The sequence below is a fragment of the Chryseobacterium sp. 6424 genome, from assembly GCF_003692615.1.
GTDB lineage: Bacteria > Bacteroidota > Bacteroidia > Flavobacteriales > Weeksellaceae > Kaistella.
The window spans coordinates 2,111,430-2,126,279 of record NZ_CP023540.1; the positions used below are offsets into that span (position 1 = coordinate 2,111,430).

General features: G+C 43.8%; 16 protein-coding genes and 2 pseudogenes. 13 read left to right on the forward strand and 5 right to left on the reverse strand.

All coding sequences use genetic code 11. The features are described 5' to 3' along the window. Positions 1–5 precede the first annotated feature (5 nt). The 9 genes and pseudogenes from CO230_RS09880 (at position 6) to guaB (ending at position 7,737) form a co-directional block, all read left to right on the forward strand. A complete protein-coding gene (locus CO230_RS09880; RefSeq protein WP_122028954.1) occupies positions 6–803 on the forward strand; it encodes an enoyl-CoA hydratase/isomerase family protein in 798 nt (265 codons plus the stop codon). Between the two features lie 78 nt (positions 804–881). Continuing rightward, positions 882–1,240: pseudogene (locus CO230_RS09885) on the forward strand (four helix bundle protein). A 43-nt stretch (positions 1,241–1,283) separates the two neighbouring features. Continuing rightward, entirely contained in the window at positions 1,284–2,447 is a 1,164-nt protein-coding gene (locus CO230_RS09890) for a 3-hydroxyacyl-CoA dehydrogenase NAD-binding domain-containing protein (RefSeq protein WP_410492879.1), read from the forward strand. 246 nt (positions 2,448–2,693) lie between these two features. Beyond that, entirely contained in the window at positions 2,694–3,107 is a 414-nt protein-coding gene (locus CO230_RS09895; RefSeq protein ID WP_122028450.1) for a PaaI family thioesterase, read from the forward strand. A gap of 103 nt (positions 3,108–3,210) precedes the next feature. After that, entirely contained in the window at positions 3,211–3,720 is a 510-nt protein-coding gene (locus tag CO230_RS09900; protein ID WP_122028451.1) for an RNA polymerase sigma factor, read from the forward strand. After that, positions 3,695–4,342, forward strand: coding sequence for a hypothetical protein (locus CO230_RS09905; RefSeq protein WP_122028452.1), 648 nt, complete (start codon positions 3,695–3,697; stop codon positions 4,340–4,342). Before CO230_RS09900 ends, CO230_RS09905 begins: the two co-directional genes overlap by 26 nt. Before the next feature lie 54 nt (positions 4,343–4,396). Continuing rightward, on the forward strand, positions 4,397–5,626 hold the full coding sequence (locus CO230_RS12230) for a DUF4252 domain-containing protein (protein WP_162990022.1): 1,230 nt from the start codon (positions 4,397–4,399) through the stop codon (positions 5,624–5,626). 13 nt (positions 5,627–5,639) lie between these two features. Further along, the gene (locus CO230_RS09915) at positions 5,640–6,161 is read left to right on the forward strand and encodes a DUF4252 domain-containing protein (protein WP_122028453.1); all 522 of its coding nucleotides are present in this window, start codon (positions 5,640–5,642) and stop codon (positions 6,159–6,161) included. A gap of 115 nt (positions 6,162–6,276) precedes the next feature. Further along, on the forward strand, positions 6,277–7,737 hold the full coding sequence (guaB, locus tag CO230_RS09920; RefSeq protein ID WP_122028454.1) for an IMP dehydrogenase: 1,461 nt from the start codon (positions 6,277–6,279) through the stop codon (positions 7,735–7,737). A 137-nt stretch (positions 7,738–7,874) separates the two neighbouring features. On the opposite strand, the gene CO230_RS09925 is transcribed toward guaB, so the two are convergent. From CO230_RS09925 to CO230_RS12605, 3 genes are read right to left on the reverse strand one after another with little or no spacing between them, the layout of a single operon-like run. Beyond that, positions 7,875–8,492: a T9SS type A sorting domain-containing protein gene (locus CO230_RS09925; RefSeq protein WP_228438126.1), complete on the reverse strand. Its 618-nt coding sequence runs from the start codon at positions 8,490–8,492 to the stop codon at positions 7,875–7,877. 2 nt (positions 8,493–8,494) lie between these two features. Then, positions 8,495–8,779, reverse strand: a complete 285-nt coding sequence (locus CO230_RS12600) for a hypothetical protein (protein ID WP_317124747.1) — start codon at positions 8,777–8,779, stop codon at positions 8,495–8,497. Beyond that, entirely contained in the window at positions 8,752–9,075 is a 324-nt protein-coding gene (locus tag CO230_RS12605; protein WP_317124748.1) for a phage tail protein, read from the reverse strand. The genes CO230_RS12600 and CO230_RS12605 overlap by 28 nt, the downstream gene beginning before the upstream one ends. Positions 9,076–9,325: 250 nt before the next feature. Here CO230_RS12605 and nirK point away from each other — a divergent pair. From nirK to CO230_RS09945, 3 genes and pseudogenes are all read left to right on the forward strand, one after another. After that, positions 9,326–10,342, forward strand: a pseudogene (gene nirK, locus CO230_RS09935) (copper-containing nitrite reductase); the annotation flags it as partial. 37 nt (positions 10,343–10,379) lie between these two features. Further along, positions 10,380–11,213: a formylglycine-generating enzyme family protein gene (locus CO230_RS09940; protein WP_122028955.1), complete on the forward strand. Its 834-nt coding sequence runs from the start codon at positions 10,380–10,382 to the stop codon at positions 11,211–11,213. 2 nt (positions 11,214–11,215) lie between these two features. Continuing rightward, entirely contained in the window at positions 11,216–11,791 is a 576-nt protein-coding gene (locus tag CO230_RS09945) for an SCO family protein (RefSeq protein WP_122028456.1), read from the forward strand. A gap of 32 nt (positions 11,792–11,823) precedes the next feature. On the opposite strand, the gene CO230_RS09950 is transcribed toward CO230_RS09945, so the two are convergent. Together CO230_RS09950 and ruvC are read right to left on the reverse strand one after the other, a co-directional pair. Then, positions 11,824–12,918, reverse strand: a complete 1,095-nt coding sequence (locus CO230_RS09950; RefSeq protein WP_122028457.1) for a DUF4407 domain-containing protein — start codon at positions 12,916–12,918, stop codon at positions 11,824–11,826. A gap of 273 nt (positions 12,919–13,191) precedes the next feature. Further along, positions 13,192–13,746: a crossover junction endodeoxyribonuclease RuvC gene (gene ruvC / locus CO230_RS09955; RefSeq protein WP_122028458.1), complete on the reverse strand. Its 555-nt coding sequence runs from the start codon at positions 13,744–13,746 to the stop codon at positions 13,192–13,194. A 105-nt stretch (positions 13,747–13,851) separates the two neighbouring features. Between ruvC and CO230_RS09960 the strand changes: the two genes are divergently transcribed. Further along, a complete protein-coding gene (locus CO230_RS09960) occupies positions 13,852–14,769 on the forward strand; it encodes an MBL fold metallo-hydrolase (RefSeq protein ID WP_122028459.1) in 918 nt (305 codons plus the stop codon). Positions 14,770–14,850: the final 81 nt, after the last annotated feature.

Genomic DNA, 14,850 nt, shown 5'->3' on the forward strand with positions numbered 1-14,850 from the left:
GAAATATGTACACGCAACTTGAAATAGAAACCTTGCTTGAAGGTAAACTCCAGATCGCTTACCTCAACCAGCCGGAAACCTACAACAGCCTGAATAAAACATTGCTTAGGGAACTCCGGACTTTCATCCATGAAGGCTCTAAAAACCCTGAAACCCGATGTCTGGCTATTTCAGGCCGTGGGAAAGCGTTCTGTTCCGGGCAGAACCTCAAAGAAGCCCTGTCGCTGGGCGATGCTAAGGAAGAACGTATCATACAACGCATCGTGATTGATTATTACAACCCGCTGGTGAAGGAAATCGCGAACTGCAGAAAGCCCGTCGTATCACTGGTGAATGGTCCTGCAGTGGGCGCTGGCGCGATGCTCGCACTCATCTGTGATATCACTTTGGCGACCGAATCTTCTTATTTTTCACAGGCATTCGTAAATATAGGCTTGATTCCCGACACGGGCGGCACGTACTGGCTGCCTAAGATCATGTCGCGGCAACAGGCGAATTATCTTGCGTTTACAGGGAAAAAAATAACTGCTGCCGATGCCAAAAACATGGGTTTCATTGCTGATGTCTTTAGCGATGAAAACTTTACCGCTGAAACGACGGAGGTTCTCACAACATTATCGAACCTGCCTACAAAAGCCATTTCGCTGACTAAAAAAGCCTTTAACGAGTCTTATACCAACACGATGGAGCAGCAGCTTGATCTTGAGGGGATTTTGCAGCAGGAAGCCGCGGAAACCGCCGATTTCATGGAAGGAGTGACGGCTTTTTTAGGAAAGAGAAAACCGAATTATCAGGGGAAATAGACAAAAGATGCAAAAACCAAGAACCAAGAAGCGGCAGGAATAGCGAATTTTAAAATGTGTTAATTTGAAAATTTGAAAATGATGAGAAACGATAAAGAGAACGTAATTGTCAGCAAAACATTTGATTTCGCGCTTCAGATAATCGATTTCTCAGAATTACTTTTTGAACAGAAAAGATTTTCGTTAGCGAATCAAATCTTTAAGGCAGGAACATCAATCGGAGCTAACGTCCGTGAAGCCAGAACGCTGAAAGCAAAGCAGATTTTGTACACAAAATGAAGATAGCAGCTAAAGAATCGGAAGAAGTTGAATATTGGCTAATGCTCTGTAAACATTCCGACAGATTAATCTCGCCATCCGAAAATTTGTTCTCCGACCTTAAAAGCATACAACTGATCATCTCCAAAATTATCTCAACATCCAAATCTTCAAATTAGCACATCAACACATTCTCAAATTAGCACATCCACACATTCTCACATTAACACATTTTCAAATTTTCAAATTAACCAAATGACAGTAGGTATCATCGGCTCCGGAACCATGGGAATCGGCATTGCGCAGGTTGCCGCGACATCCGGCTGTGACGTATTTTTGTATGACGCGAACGCGCATCAAACCGAAAAATCACTATTAAATTTAAAAAACACACTGACAAAACTGGTAGAAAAGCAAAAGATTTCTCCCGAAAAAAGTCAGGATATTCTCTCGAAAATCAAAGTCTGCACAGAACTTTCAGCCTTTGAAGACTGCGATCTGGTGATCGAAGCCATCATCGAAAACAAAGAGATCAAAACAAAGGTTTTTAAGGATGTAGAAGAAATTGTGTCTGAAAACTGCGTAATTGCCAGCAACACATCTTCCATCTCTATCACCTCTCTTCAGGCCGAACTGAAAAATCCCGCGCGTTTCATCGGCATCCATTTCTTCAATCCGGCTCCGCTGATGCCTTTGGTGGAAGTGATTCCGGGACTTTTAACGGGTGATGGTCTAGCTACGGAAATGTATGCTTTAATGGAAAAATGGGGAAAAACGCCAGTTATCGCGAAAGACGTGCCCGGATTTATCGTAAACCGTATTGCCAGACCTTTCTACGGCGAAGCATTAAGAATTGTTGAAGAGCATATTGCCACACCGGCACAGGTGGATGATGCGATGCGCACTTTGGGAAATTTTCGGATGGGACCGTTCGAGCTGATGGATCTTATCGGGATTGACGTAAATTTCTCGGTCACCAAAACCGTGTATGCCGACTATTTTTATGATCTTAAATACCAGCCAAGCCTGCTGCAACAGCGGATGAGCGAAGCCAAACTGTTGGGCCGTAAGACCGGCAAAGGATTTTATGACTATACTCCCGGCGCCCCGCAGCCTGTTGCGGATAAGAATGAGGAGCTGTATCAACAGATTTTCATGAGAATCATCTCCATGCTCATCAATGAAGCGGTAGAAGCTAAAAGGCTTGGGATTGCGAATGATGAAGATCTTGAGCTTGCGATGCAGAAAGGCGTGAACTACCCGAAAGGTTTGCTGGCCTGGGGAAGAGAGATCGGCTACGGGAAAATTTCCGATACATTACAGGATCTTTACCGTTATTACCAGCAGGAAAGGTACAGGCAGAGCCCGCTGCTGACAGAAATGTAGTTGAAAAACATTATCTAGCATGAACCGAAGAAGGATAACCGGTGCGTTTGCAGCAAGCCTGGGATTTACATGTTTATCGTGTACTTAATTTCAATAAGTCTGGCAGGAAAGAATCTTTACTTAAACGTAAATAAAAACACATAAAAAGTTTATTTAAATTTAGGTCAGTCCATTATTATTTGATAGATTGGAATATAGCAAAACTTATCATCTATTCAATCCACCCTCTCGAAACCCTAATTAACTATGTCACCACACGAACTCGCAGAATACATGCTTCAACAAGACGAATTTTCAAAATGGATGGGGATCAGACTCATAGAAGTACGCGAAAGATACTGCCTGATCGAGATGCCCATAAAAGCAGAGATGATCAACGGCCTGAGAACCGTGCACGGCGGCGTTACCTTTGCGCTGGCCGATTCTGCCCTCGCTTTTTCAAGCAATAATACCGATGATGCTTCTGTAGCGCTGCACTGCGCGATGAATTTCACCAAAGCCGTTAAGCTTGGCGATACCCTAACAGCGGAAAGCATCCTGATTTCCGATACGCGAAAAACCGGCGTTTATGATATTTCCATTAAAAACCAACACGGCGATCTGGTGGGCAGCTTTCGCGGAACAGTGTATAAAATCGGTAAAAAAGTCACCAGCTTATAACGCATTCCACACCTTTAAATATGAACTTCAAAAAAATTGAAGTTTTTTTTATTCCAGATGTAACAAAATCCTAACTCCCGCTGTCTTACCTATAAACTAAACTATGACTCATGCAACTTTTAAGGATACGGTATTCTGTCTCAAAGATGAGATGTACCGTTTTGCCAAGAGATTTGTGATGAGCAGTGACGAAGCTGAAGACATCGTACAGGATTTAATGATGAAATTCTGGCAGAAAAAAGAAGAGCTGGCCACCTTCGGAAATCTGAAATCCTATGCCATGAAATCGGTAAAGAATGAGTGCCTTAACCGGCTCAAACACCATGACGTGAAGTTGGGCTTCGCGGATTTTCAACTTCACCGCAGCGAGCTTTACCAGATGGAAACCAATAATCTGAAAGACCAGATCCTGTGTTACATCAGGCAATTGCCCGAAAAACAGAAAGCCGTGATTCACCTGAAAGATGTAGAGGAATATCAGATTTCAGAAATCGCGGAAATGCTGGAAATGGAAGAAACTGCGGTACGGGTGAACCTCATGCGTGCCCGGCAGAAAATTAAAGAACAAATCACCCAATTGATGAATTATGAGAACCGACAGATCTCAGGATAAATACGACGAAATCTTCCAGGAGCTTCGGGAAGAGAAAATGAAGTGGGATTTCGATGATTTCCTGGCTGAAGCTGAAAAAAAAGAGGCCCAATCCATTAGAATTCCCAAAAAGAAAAGCGCGTCTCCGCGGAAATTTTATTGGCTCGCCGCAAGTCTTGTACTGCTTGTATCACTGGGCGCCTACGTCAGGTTTTCAAATTACGGCAGCGTCAATGAGCAGGACTTGCTGGTTCAGGACCAAATCCTGAAACAAAAAGACGCCTTTAATGCCGAGAATGGCTTTGCCATGCAAAAAACCGACTCTATAAAGACAACCGACAGCGCCCACATCCCGTCGGTATTGAATGACGAAGCCGTGATGGATAAGATTCTGCCAAAAAGAGGAGGGCTGAAAAAACAAATCCGACCACAGTTCGCCAAAAATGCCACTGATGAAATATCTGCCGCGACAAAATCTGCAATGCTCCCGGATTATGAGTCTAACTATGTTATCATCAACGGACAACGCATCGAGAATGAGCAGGAAGCCATTGATGTAGCCAAATATTCGTTGCAAATGCTGTCCGAAAACGTATCTAAGACAGTCGCACATACCGATGTGCTGCCTACTTTCACCGATTAATCAACCATTGATGGATAAAACCTTTGCCATTCATCATACAAAAATTTAAAAATCATGAAAAAAACCATCTTAATATTCGCTTTTCTATTCGCTTTTCTGAACGTAAATGCACAGAAAGAGAAACTCGACCAACTTTTTGAAAAATATCAGGAAACAGAAGGTGTTACCTCCATCAAAATTGCCAAACCGATGTTTAATATGCTGAATAAACTCAACATCAACGACTCGGAACTTGACCAGATCAAACCTCTCTTAAGTAAAATCAACGCACTTAAAATTCTGGTGGTAGAAAAACCCGATACGCAAAAGACGGACGACAACAAACAGACAGGCACCTTTCAGAAACTTCAGGCAGACATCTCCAACTCCCTCAAAAATCTGAAATATGAGGAACTGATGACGGTCAACAGCAAGGACAATAAAATTAAATTTCTGTCTTCTGATGCAACCAATGGCATCTTGGATAATCTTCTGCTAAGCATTAATTCCGAAGACAACACGGTGCTGATGATGCTCGACGGAAAAATCTCTATGGATGATGTAAACAATCTTGTGAATGAAGTGCAAACAACCGCATCTACATCTGGGGTAACAACAAAAAGCGTGGCTACGCAGGAGAGAAACGTAGGTAAGTTCAGCGGCATACAGGTATCATCGGGGATTAATGTGTCTTTCACGCAGGATCCAAGACAAAAAGTAACCGTAGATTCGGACAGACCAGAACTTATAAAAACCGAAGTAGTGGGCGGTATACTGAAAATTTATGTAGAGAACAACCATAATGCGAAATTTAAAAAACTGAATGTCACCGTTTTCGCACCAAAACTTAATAAGATTGCGGTAAATTCAGGTGCGAGTTTCAATTCATTAAATACCATACAAAGCGATTATTTCCAGGTGGCAGTCACTTCAGGAGCAAACCTGAAAGCCGACCTGGAGACGAAAGGAAAAATAGAACTGTCCACCACATCTGGCTCCAGCGCAAGACTGAATATGCACGCAGACGAACTGGACATGAATGCGACAAGCGGCGCTTCAGCAACATTGTACGGAAAGTCAAACGTAGCAACATTCGATGCCACCAGCGCAGCGATGATAAATGCACAGGATCTGGTCAGCCAAAGGTCAAAAATCAACGCCTCGTCCGGTGCAAGCGTAAAAGTGAACGCCACCGAAAGCATTAATGTCACCGGAACTTCAGGCGCCAGCGTAAGATACCGGGCCAACGCCAGCGTTCAGCGCAATGCCTCACTCACCGGTGGCGCGTCCCTGAAACCATTATAGAAAAACTTTAACCATGAAAAACTCATCAATTATTTTTACCGCGATCTGCCTGCTCTGCCTGCAATCCTGTATCGTCTCGAATACCCCGAAAATGGGTTTCTTCGATAATCCTTATTACGATTATAAAGACGCAAAATTCAAAAGCATCAACGTACCGATGTTTATTGCAAAACCGATGATGAAAAAAGCCCTGCGGGAAGAAGGTGGTAATGAAGAACTCATTAGCTTGATTAAAAAGATTTCCGATATCAAAGTATTGACGGTTGAAAACGGTAACCAAACTATGCTCGCAGATTATACAAATTATCTTACCCACAATAATTTCTCGGAATGGATGACGATTAAAAAAGAAAATCAACTCGTGAAGTTTCAGGCAAAACAAAAGGGCGAGACCATCAAAAAACTGCTGATCACGGTAAATTCGGGCAATGAATTGGTTTTCGTGGATGTCTCCGGTAAATTTACAGCCGATGATATTTCGAGAATCATCAATTATTCTGAAGATAAAGACGTAAAAAAAATTGTCTCAAAATAACATCACCCCAGGATTCTCTGGGGATTTTCGTCTAATCCAGGAACTAAAGAAACTAATTTCCTACCCCAGCTTTCATCGTAATTAAAAAAACACTAATTTTGCACAGAAAGTAAAGATGTCTATCCACAACAAAATCGTAGAAACGGCCATCACTTTCGATGACGTACTTCTAATTCCGTCTTATTCCGAAGTTCTGCCGAACCAGGTTTCCCTAAAATCAAGACTTTCCGATAAAATCACGCTTAACGCACCCATCGTCTCTGCAGCGATGGATACCGTGACCGAAGCTGAAATGGCGATTGCCATGGCCCGCGTTGGCGGCATCGGTTTCATCCACAAAAATATGCCGGTCGATGAGCAGGCCGCGCAGGTGTACCGCGTGAAACGTTCTGAAAACGGCATGATCAGCGATCCGGTGACCTTGTCTAAAGATCATACTTTAGCCGAAGCAAAGGAAATGATGGCCCATTTTAAAATTTCAGGTTTACCGGTGGTAGATGCTGATAATAAACTGATCGGCATCATCACCAACCGCGATGTGAAATATCAGGAAAACCTCAACGCGAAAGTAGAGGAACTGATGACCAAAGACAAACTGATCACTTCCGATAAAGAAACCAACCTGGAGCAGGCCAAAGAAATTCTGCTCAAAAACCGCGTCGAGAAACTTCCAATCGTGGACAAGGAGTTCAAATTGGTCGGCCTGATTACCATTAAAGACATCGACAATCAACTTGAATATCCAAACGCCAACAAAGACCAGAACGGCCGACTGATCGTAGGTGCCGGCGTGGGCGTAGGTGAAGACACGATGGACCGCGTTGCCGCTTTGGTGGAAGCCGGCGTAGATATCATCGCTGTAGATTCTGCGCACGGCCATTCACGTGGTGTTTTAGATAAAATTAAAGAAATCCGCAGCGCTTTCCCTGAACTTGATATCGTAGGCGGAAACATCGTAACAGCCGAAGGCGCAAGAGACCTCATCGATGCGGGCGCTAATATTCTGAAAGTGGGCGTTGGGCCCGGCTCGATCTGTACGACAAGAGTGGTTGCAGGTGTTGGCGTACCGCAACTTTCCGCGATTTATAATGTTTTTGAATACGCTAAAACCAAAAATGTAGCGGTAATCGCGGATGGCGGAATCAAACTTTCGGGCGACATCGTGAAAGCATTGGCATCGGGCGCCAGTGCGGTGATGCTCGGATCTTTACTTGCCGGAACAGATGAAGCGCCCGGTGAGGAAATCATTTTCCAGGGACGTAAATTCAAAGCGTATCAGGGCATGGGTTCGCTTTCGGCGATGCGTCGTGGCGGCAAGGAAAGATACTTCCAGAGCGAGGCGAAAAAATTTGTACCGGAAGGCATCGAAGGCCGCGTTCCGCACAAAGGTAAACTTGAAGAAGTCGTTTTTCAACTTACAGGCGGAATCCGCGCCGGTATGGGCTATTGCGGCACCAAAGACATCGACACGCTACAGCGCGAAGGCAAAATGGTTAAGATTACGGGCAGCGGTCTGAAGGAATCTCACCCGCACGATGTCATCATCACGCAAGAAGCGCCAAACTACTCGCTTTAGAATCAATAAATAAAATAACGGCTGCAGAATTGAGTTTTGCAGCCGTTTTCTTTAAATTTAAAATTACTTTTTAATGAATTTCAGTTCGCTTAACTTAGCTTGATTTGAAATAATTCTAAGTACATAAACGCCCGGTTTCAGGTCCTTACGTTAATCTTTTGACTAAATTTTTCATTCCGAACCAACTGACCGGACACATTAAAAATCTGTAAAGTTTGCGCAGATTCCACACCCGAAACCGTGATAAAATCTGTCACAGGATTTGGGAACAGCTGCACTTTTACTTTTGTAGCATCACTGGTCGCCAAATTTGAACTGTGGACGTCACCGGTCATTACAGAATTTGTTGCGGTAAGGTTTCCACCACATTCGCCGTTGGTCAACGCTACATTTTCAACCCACGTTCCGTAGGTGTTATTCGGCGGGTTTGTGGCTGCGCTGTTTCCGGTAGCGTTGTAATAAATCAGATAAGGATTTTCAAAATCGCCGTTGCCACTGTCTGCTAAAAACTCCCATCGGCTGAGCGCATTATTCCACTGGATTTTAAATTCACACGTACCGAGTCCGCCGCATTCCTGATCGCCTGTGACCGGAGTGGTAATATAGATTTTCTTGTTGTAGCTGTCAATCCCTGTATTGCTGAACAAAAAATTTTGATTTTCAAACAGGTTGTGGCAACCATTGAAGGTGATGGTATTCTGTGCGAATACAAAACTACCCATCGCGACCGCTACAGTAAAGTATAGTTTTTTCATCGTTATGGTCTTTGTGGGTAAACACCCTGCAACGCAATAATACATTTCATTGCAAGATAAGGCTGCATATTGTTGTGGGGCTGGTTGCCGCCGCTTATACCAACTGCCTGCGCATTCATACTTACGTTGGGAGTTGTAGTTGTATATTCTTTATCAAGTGCTTTCGTATTTGCAGATACAGCGTTAGTAGGCAGATTTGTGTCACCGTCAGCAGTGCTGCCGCGCAATTGGTGTGTGTGCATCGGCATTTCAGTGGTACTCAGCGTATGTGTTTCAGTACCCGCCATCTCTCCCTGTTGCCTTGGCGAGAGACCGCGCCTTGACCAGCGTGAACCAGTGCCCGTCCGCGCATGTCAGGCAAAGCAAATGTTGTTACACCATTTCCGCCATACGTAGTTCCCAAAAGCGAGAAAAGTGCGGTATTCTGTGCAATAGGTAGCAATTGGCCGTTGCATTCCGCCCAACCAACGGGAGCAAAATTAAAAGCAACGAAAGCAATTTGTCCTAAAAACGGTTCGCTTGCTTGTGCTTTTAGCGGCGTAAGGGATGATGCTACCAACAGGGATAGAATTATTTTTTTCATAAAATCAGTTTTAATGTTATGCGAATATACTAGTATTAAGTAATAAATTCGCAGGTGGTTTAACCTTTTATTCTGAAAACTGCAATTGCGTTTCTATATTAATGATTTCACACTGGCATCGCGTTTGCCGCACTTATAATCCATTTTATGTAGGAAATGTGTCGTGATATATTTCATGCGGCAATTCTTCTATACTTCATTTAAATAGGATACCTTTGTCCCATTAAACTTTTAAAGCTAAATATTAGAGATGAATAAATTAATCACAACATTTGCAATAGCCTTCTTAATGCTGCAGGCCTGCAAACAAAACCCTGAAAACACTTCTACAAAAACTGAAAATGCCATTGAAATAAAAGTAAGTGGCGAAACTGAAACCCAAAAAGCACTCGCACCTCCTTTTGTTCCGGCTCAAATAGGTGACCGTGCAGCCAAAAAAGTCATCGTTCACCTTGAATCTACTGAAGAGGAAGGTGTATTGGCAGACGGCGTAACCTACAAATTCTGGACTTTCAACCGTACAGTTCCGGGATCTTTCATCAGAATCCGTGTGGGTGACGAGGTAGAACTTCACCTCAAAAATGCCAGCAACAGCGTAATGCCGCACAACATTGACCTTCACGCGGTGAACGGGCCGGGCGGTGGCGCTGAAGCAACCAATGTAGCGCCGGGGAAAACCGCTATCTTTAATTTTAAAGCACTGAATCCAGGACTTTACGTGTATCACTGTGCTGCGGCACCCGTTCCATTGCACATCGCAAACGGAATGTACGGTCTGATCTTGGTGGAACCTGCGGGCGGACTTCCGAAAGTTGACAGAGAATATTACATCATGCAGTCTGAATTCTATACAAAAGGTAAAACCGACGAGAAAGGTCTGCAGGAGTTCGACCAGGACAAAGGTGTTGACGAAAAACCAACCTACGTAGTTTTTAACGGAAAGAAAAACGCGTTGATGGGCGAAAACAAACTTGAAGCTAAAGTTGGCGAAACTGTAAGACTTTTCGTTGGTAACGGTGGTCCTAACCTGGTTTCATCATTCCACGTAATCGGTGAAATTTTCGACAGAGTGTATATGGAAGGCGGAACCAAAATCAACGAAAATGTGCAGACAACGCTTATTCCGGCGGGTGGCGCGGCGATCGTAGAGTTTAAAGTAGAGGAACCTGGCGAATATGTTTTGGTTGACCATTCCATCTTCCGGGCGTTCAATAAAGGTGCAATTGGAATCTTAAAAGTAACCGGTGAAAAAAATCCAAAAGTTTATCATAAAGTTCAATAGTCATTCTATAAAAGAAACTGCTGTGCGCAAATATTTAAAATTAATTATCTGCTTTGGCAGTTTCTTTTTTCTATATCAGAGCTGTGACAAAGCCGCCACCACAGACACTTCAGATAAAATTTCAGCTTCAGCCAAAGAAGTTTCGATAAATCCTGAAGTAAAAATGGTGACCATAAAAGGCGGCGAATACCAGCCTTTTTACGGTGAAGACAGTTCTTTGGTTGAGGTAAAAGATTTTCTGCTGGATGAACGGCCCGTAACGAACCGTGAGTTTCTGGATTTCGTTAAAAAAAATCCGCAATGGAAACGCAGTAACGTCAAAGCCATTTTCGCGGACGAAACCTATCTAAAGGATTGGCAGGATGATGAAACCCTTCCGAAAAACGCGGATCCGAATGCCGCTGTCACTTTCGTGTCGTGGTTTGCAGCGAAAGCTTACGCAAAAGCTGCCGGAAAACGTCTTCCGACGCTTGATGAATGGGAATATGTGGCGATGGCCGACGAGGAAACTGCAAATGCGAGAAACAAGCCCAGCTATTCGGCACATCTGATCAATCTTTACAACGAAAAAGACCGTCAAACGCATAAAGTAAAACTTTCAAAACCCAATTATTGGGGCGTTTACAATATGTTTGATATCATTTGGGAATGGACGGATGATTTCAATTCGATCATGACGACCAGTGACACACGCAGCGGAACATTCGATGACAAGGGACTTTTCTGTGCGGCGGCGGCCACTACAGCCACGGATGCGCTGAATTACGCATCGTATATGCGGTATGCATTCCGGGCGAGTTTAAAAGCGAATTACACGGTATCCAATCTAGGATTTCGGTGTGCAAAAGATCTCTAAATATGAAAAGTATAATTTTTTACCTCTTCTCAATTTTAGCTTTAACGGCGTGCAGCCAAAAAAATGAGGAAGTTTCTACCAGCAAAGACACCAGGGGAAATTCCATTTTCGTACTCGATTCGAAATGGCAAAACCAGGACGGCAAAGAACTTTATTTAAAAGATTTGAAAGGTAAAAACCTCGTAATGGTCATGATTTTTACGAGTTGCCAGACGGCCTGTCCACTCCTGGTGGCTGATATGAAAAGCATCGAAGCCAAAATCGATAAAAAAGTTTTAAAGGAAACCAACTTCGTCCTCATCTCGATTGATCCTGAAAACGACACGCCGGAAGTTCTGAAAAAATACGCCCGAAAGGAAAATCTGGACCGCGCACCGTACACACTTCTACGTGGCGATCTGGAATCTACGCGTGAACTTGCCAATGTGCTGGCCATAAAGTACAAACAAATTACGCCGATCGTTTTCTCGCACTCGAATATTATTACGGTATTTGACAAGAACGGTGAAATGGCCGGACAGGAAGAAGGTACCGTGAAATCTGCTGCCATTGCGGAGATGGTGAATGCATTGAAATAAAAACGTTTTCTTTATACTGTAACGCAAAAAAATTACGTGCTTTCAGGTTCCTGAAAATCATCCTGACCTAATTTCTTGCTGAAATCATCAATCCGCCAATCCGTCGCGGCATTACCTTTTGCGATTTTTTCTTTTGCATAAAGACGGAAATCGTTTTCGGTTTTTTCTAAAAGATAATCATAAGGCCCCACTGCCGAAATAAGTTTCACCAAAACCGGCGCAATCTCCAGCGTGATGAAAAGTCCCATGATGAACGCGGCAGCAACAGCGATGATTTCCGAATTTTTTCCGAGCTCGTCGAGCGCCTGAAGTCTTGCCGCAAAACCATTGAATTTGTCTTCAAAGGTTTCGGTTTTCTTTCGCTCGGTTTCAATGTTCGTGTAAACTTTCGAAATTTCTTTGTCTAAATATTCCAAACGCGGTGCGATGGATTTCTGATAATTTTCCAGATCCTGCCGGCGCTGTTCTTTGAGTTCAGCTTTCCGTTTTGCGTTTGTACCGTAACCAACTTTTCCGGAAGTCAGACCGCTTTGCTTTCCTAAAATTTCCTTTTCAAGCTCTACCGAAGCGGAATCATAAGCTCTTTGATACTCTGCCGCGCGCGCCGTGATCTGTTTTTTCTCGGTTTCAAACGGACCGGATTGCTGCAGAATCCGACCGTTCATCTCGGCCTGAAGTTGCGTTTTGTTCCTTTGGATGATGGTGTTGAGCTGCTTGTTGACTTCTTTTTCGAAGATTTTGAGTTCGAGTGGTTTTGAAATAATGATTCCAAGAAACGCTGCCAGAATCAGTCGCGGTAATGACATTAAGAGCTGATTCCACCAGGTTCCGGTCTTTTTAATCGATGAAACAATGTATCTGTCGAGGTTGAAGATCATCAGACCCCAAAGTAGGGCGAACGCCACGGAAATCCAGATATTATCAAAAACGGTAAACATCGCGTAACCGGCTGAAAGTGTCGCGAATACAGACGTGAAGAGCACGATGCCGCCGATGCCTGCAAACTTGTTCCATTCGGAGGGCGTTTTTCGTAAAATATGGATATTGCCGCCAGAACAAATCAGTAAAAACTTCTGAAACCAATTCATCCGGTGGGTTTTTATAGGCTGAGGTTGTGGAATTTTCATAATCTATTTGTAGTTAAGAACGTATCAATGTTACAAATAGTATTAGGTTTAACCAAGTAAAATCTTTGTATAACTTTTGTAGAGGATTTTACAAAATAAATTATTGATAACGAAACACTTACCTATCAAAAGGGAAACAACCTGAACTTATAGCCCGGATTGAAACGGCATCCTTTTTCGGTGGTGGAGCGCCAGCGGAAGCACCGAAAAAGATAAAGTGGAAAGCCGGTCGGGTCTTCGGAAATGCATCTACCTTTGATGCTCCTTAAAAATCTACTTCAGACGGTCAGGATTCTGTTTCAGAAAACTCTCCCAACCTGTATAAGATTTCTCGGCGACGGCGTTCCCGGAATTGAAATGATGGCAAACCGCCACCGCCAACCCATCGGAAGCATCGAGATACTTGGTCGGGAATTCCTTTAGGTTGAGCAGGCTTTGCAACATGCCGGCGACCTGTTCCTTGCTGGCGTTCCCGTTGCCGGTGATGGCCATTTTTATCTTTTTCGGCGAATATTCGGTGATCGGGATATCACGATGCAGCGCTGCGGCCATCGCCACACCCTGTGCGCGGCCGAGTTTGAGCATACTCTGCACATTTTTTCCGAAAAACGGAGCTTCGAGCGCGACTTCATCGGGGTGAAATTCGTCGATGAGTGCTAAAGTTCTGTCGAAAATGACTTTGAGCTTGGTTTCGTGATTGTCGTATTTCTTAAGGATCAGTTCGTGGATGGAGATCATTTCCATCTTCCCTTTGAGGACGGAAATAAGGCCGAAACCCATGATGGTGGTTCCGGGATCGATGCCAAGGATGATTTTTTCGGTTTGCACAGTGCAAATTTAAAGTTTTAAATGATGTGCATCAGGCAGATTTGGGAAGAATTCGGTTTGTGAGAAATTTTATAACTTTTCTTCATCAATTTTAAAAACATCCACATGACACGCCAGGAATTTCTCTCTACAACATTTGCCGCAGGATTAGGACTCGCGGTAGTACCCGGAATTTTAAGCTGTGCCACGCCGCGTAACACCTTCACACCGATGGTTCCGAGCGCTGGTGACCTTAAAACCGTACGCGGAAACGTTTCACGCTATACGAATAAGGGCGGAACGGTAGGAATTTTTGAGACAAAAGATGGTTTCGTGGTGGTAGATTCGCAGTTTCCGGATTCGATTCAGCCGGTTTTAGATGGGATTTCGGCTAAAGGAAAACCGGTGCTTTATCTGCTGAACACTCATCATCACGGCGATCACACCGCCGGGAATTTTGCCTTTAAAGATCAGAAAACTAAAATTGTCGCGCACAGTCGAGTACCGGAATTTCAGCGGCTGGCAGCCGAAAAAAGTAATAAGCTGAGCGAACAGCGTTACGCAACCGAGCTTTTTGATAAGGAATTTGCCATCGAGCTGGGTCGTGAGAAGATTCGCGCCTACCACTTCGGCAACGGCCATACGTTTGGTGATGCGATGTATCATTTCGAAAACGATAACGTAGTGCACATGGGTGATCTGATGTTTATCAATATGATCCCGGTTTACCGGACTGCCGATGGTTCGGACTCGCGAAACTGGATTTCGGTTCTGGAAAAAGCGCTTTCAACCTTCGGTGATGACACGCGGTTTATTTTCGGGCATGCTGATGTTCCCGAGCGCTCGGTGGGCAGCAAAGAGAACATCCGTGAAATGATTAGTTTTCTCACGGCTTCCAATGAATTTATGCTGAAAGCCATCAAAGACGGCAAGAGCAATGACGATTTACTTAAGGAGCACACTTTTATTCCCGGTTTTGAAAACCGAACAACGCCACAGCGTTTCAAAGGCTTCCTTGACGAATTAAGAATTACACTTAGCTAATTGCCAAGTATTTAGAAAAATAAAGTCGCCGCTGATTTATTATGTTAACCTTTGTGGTATCATAGTTGTATCTATTCTGAT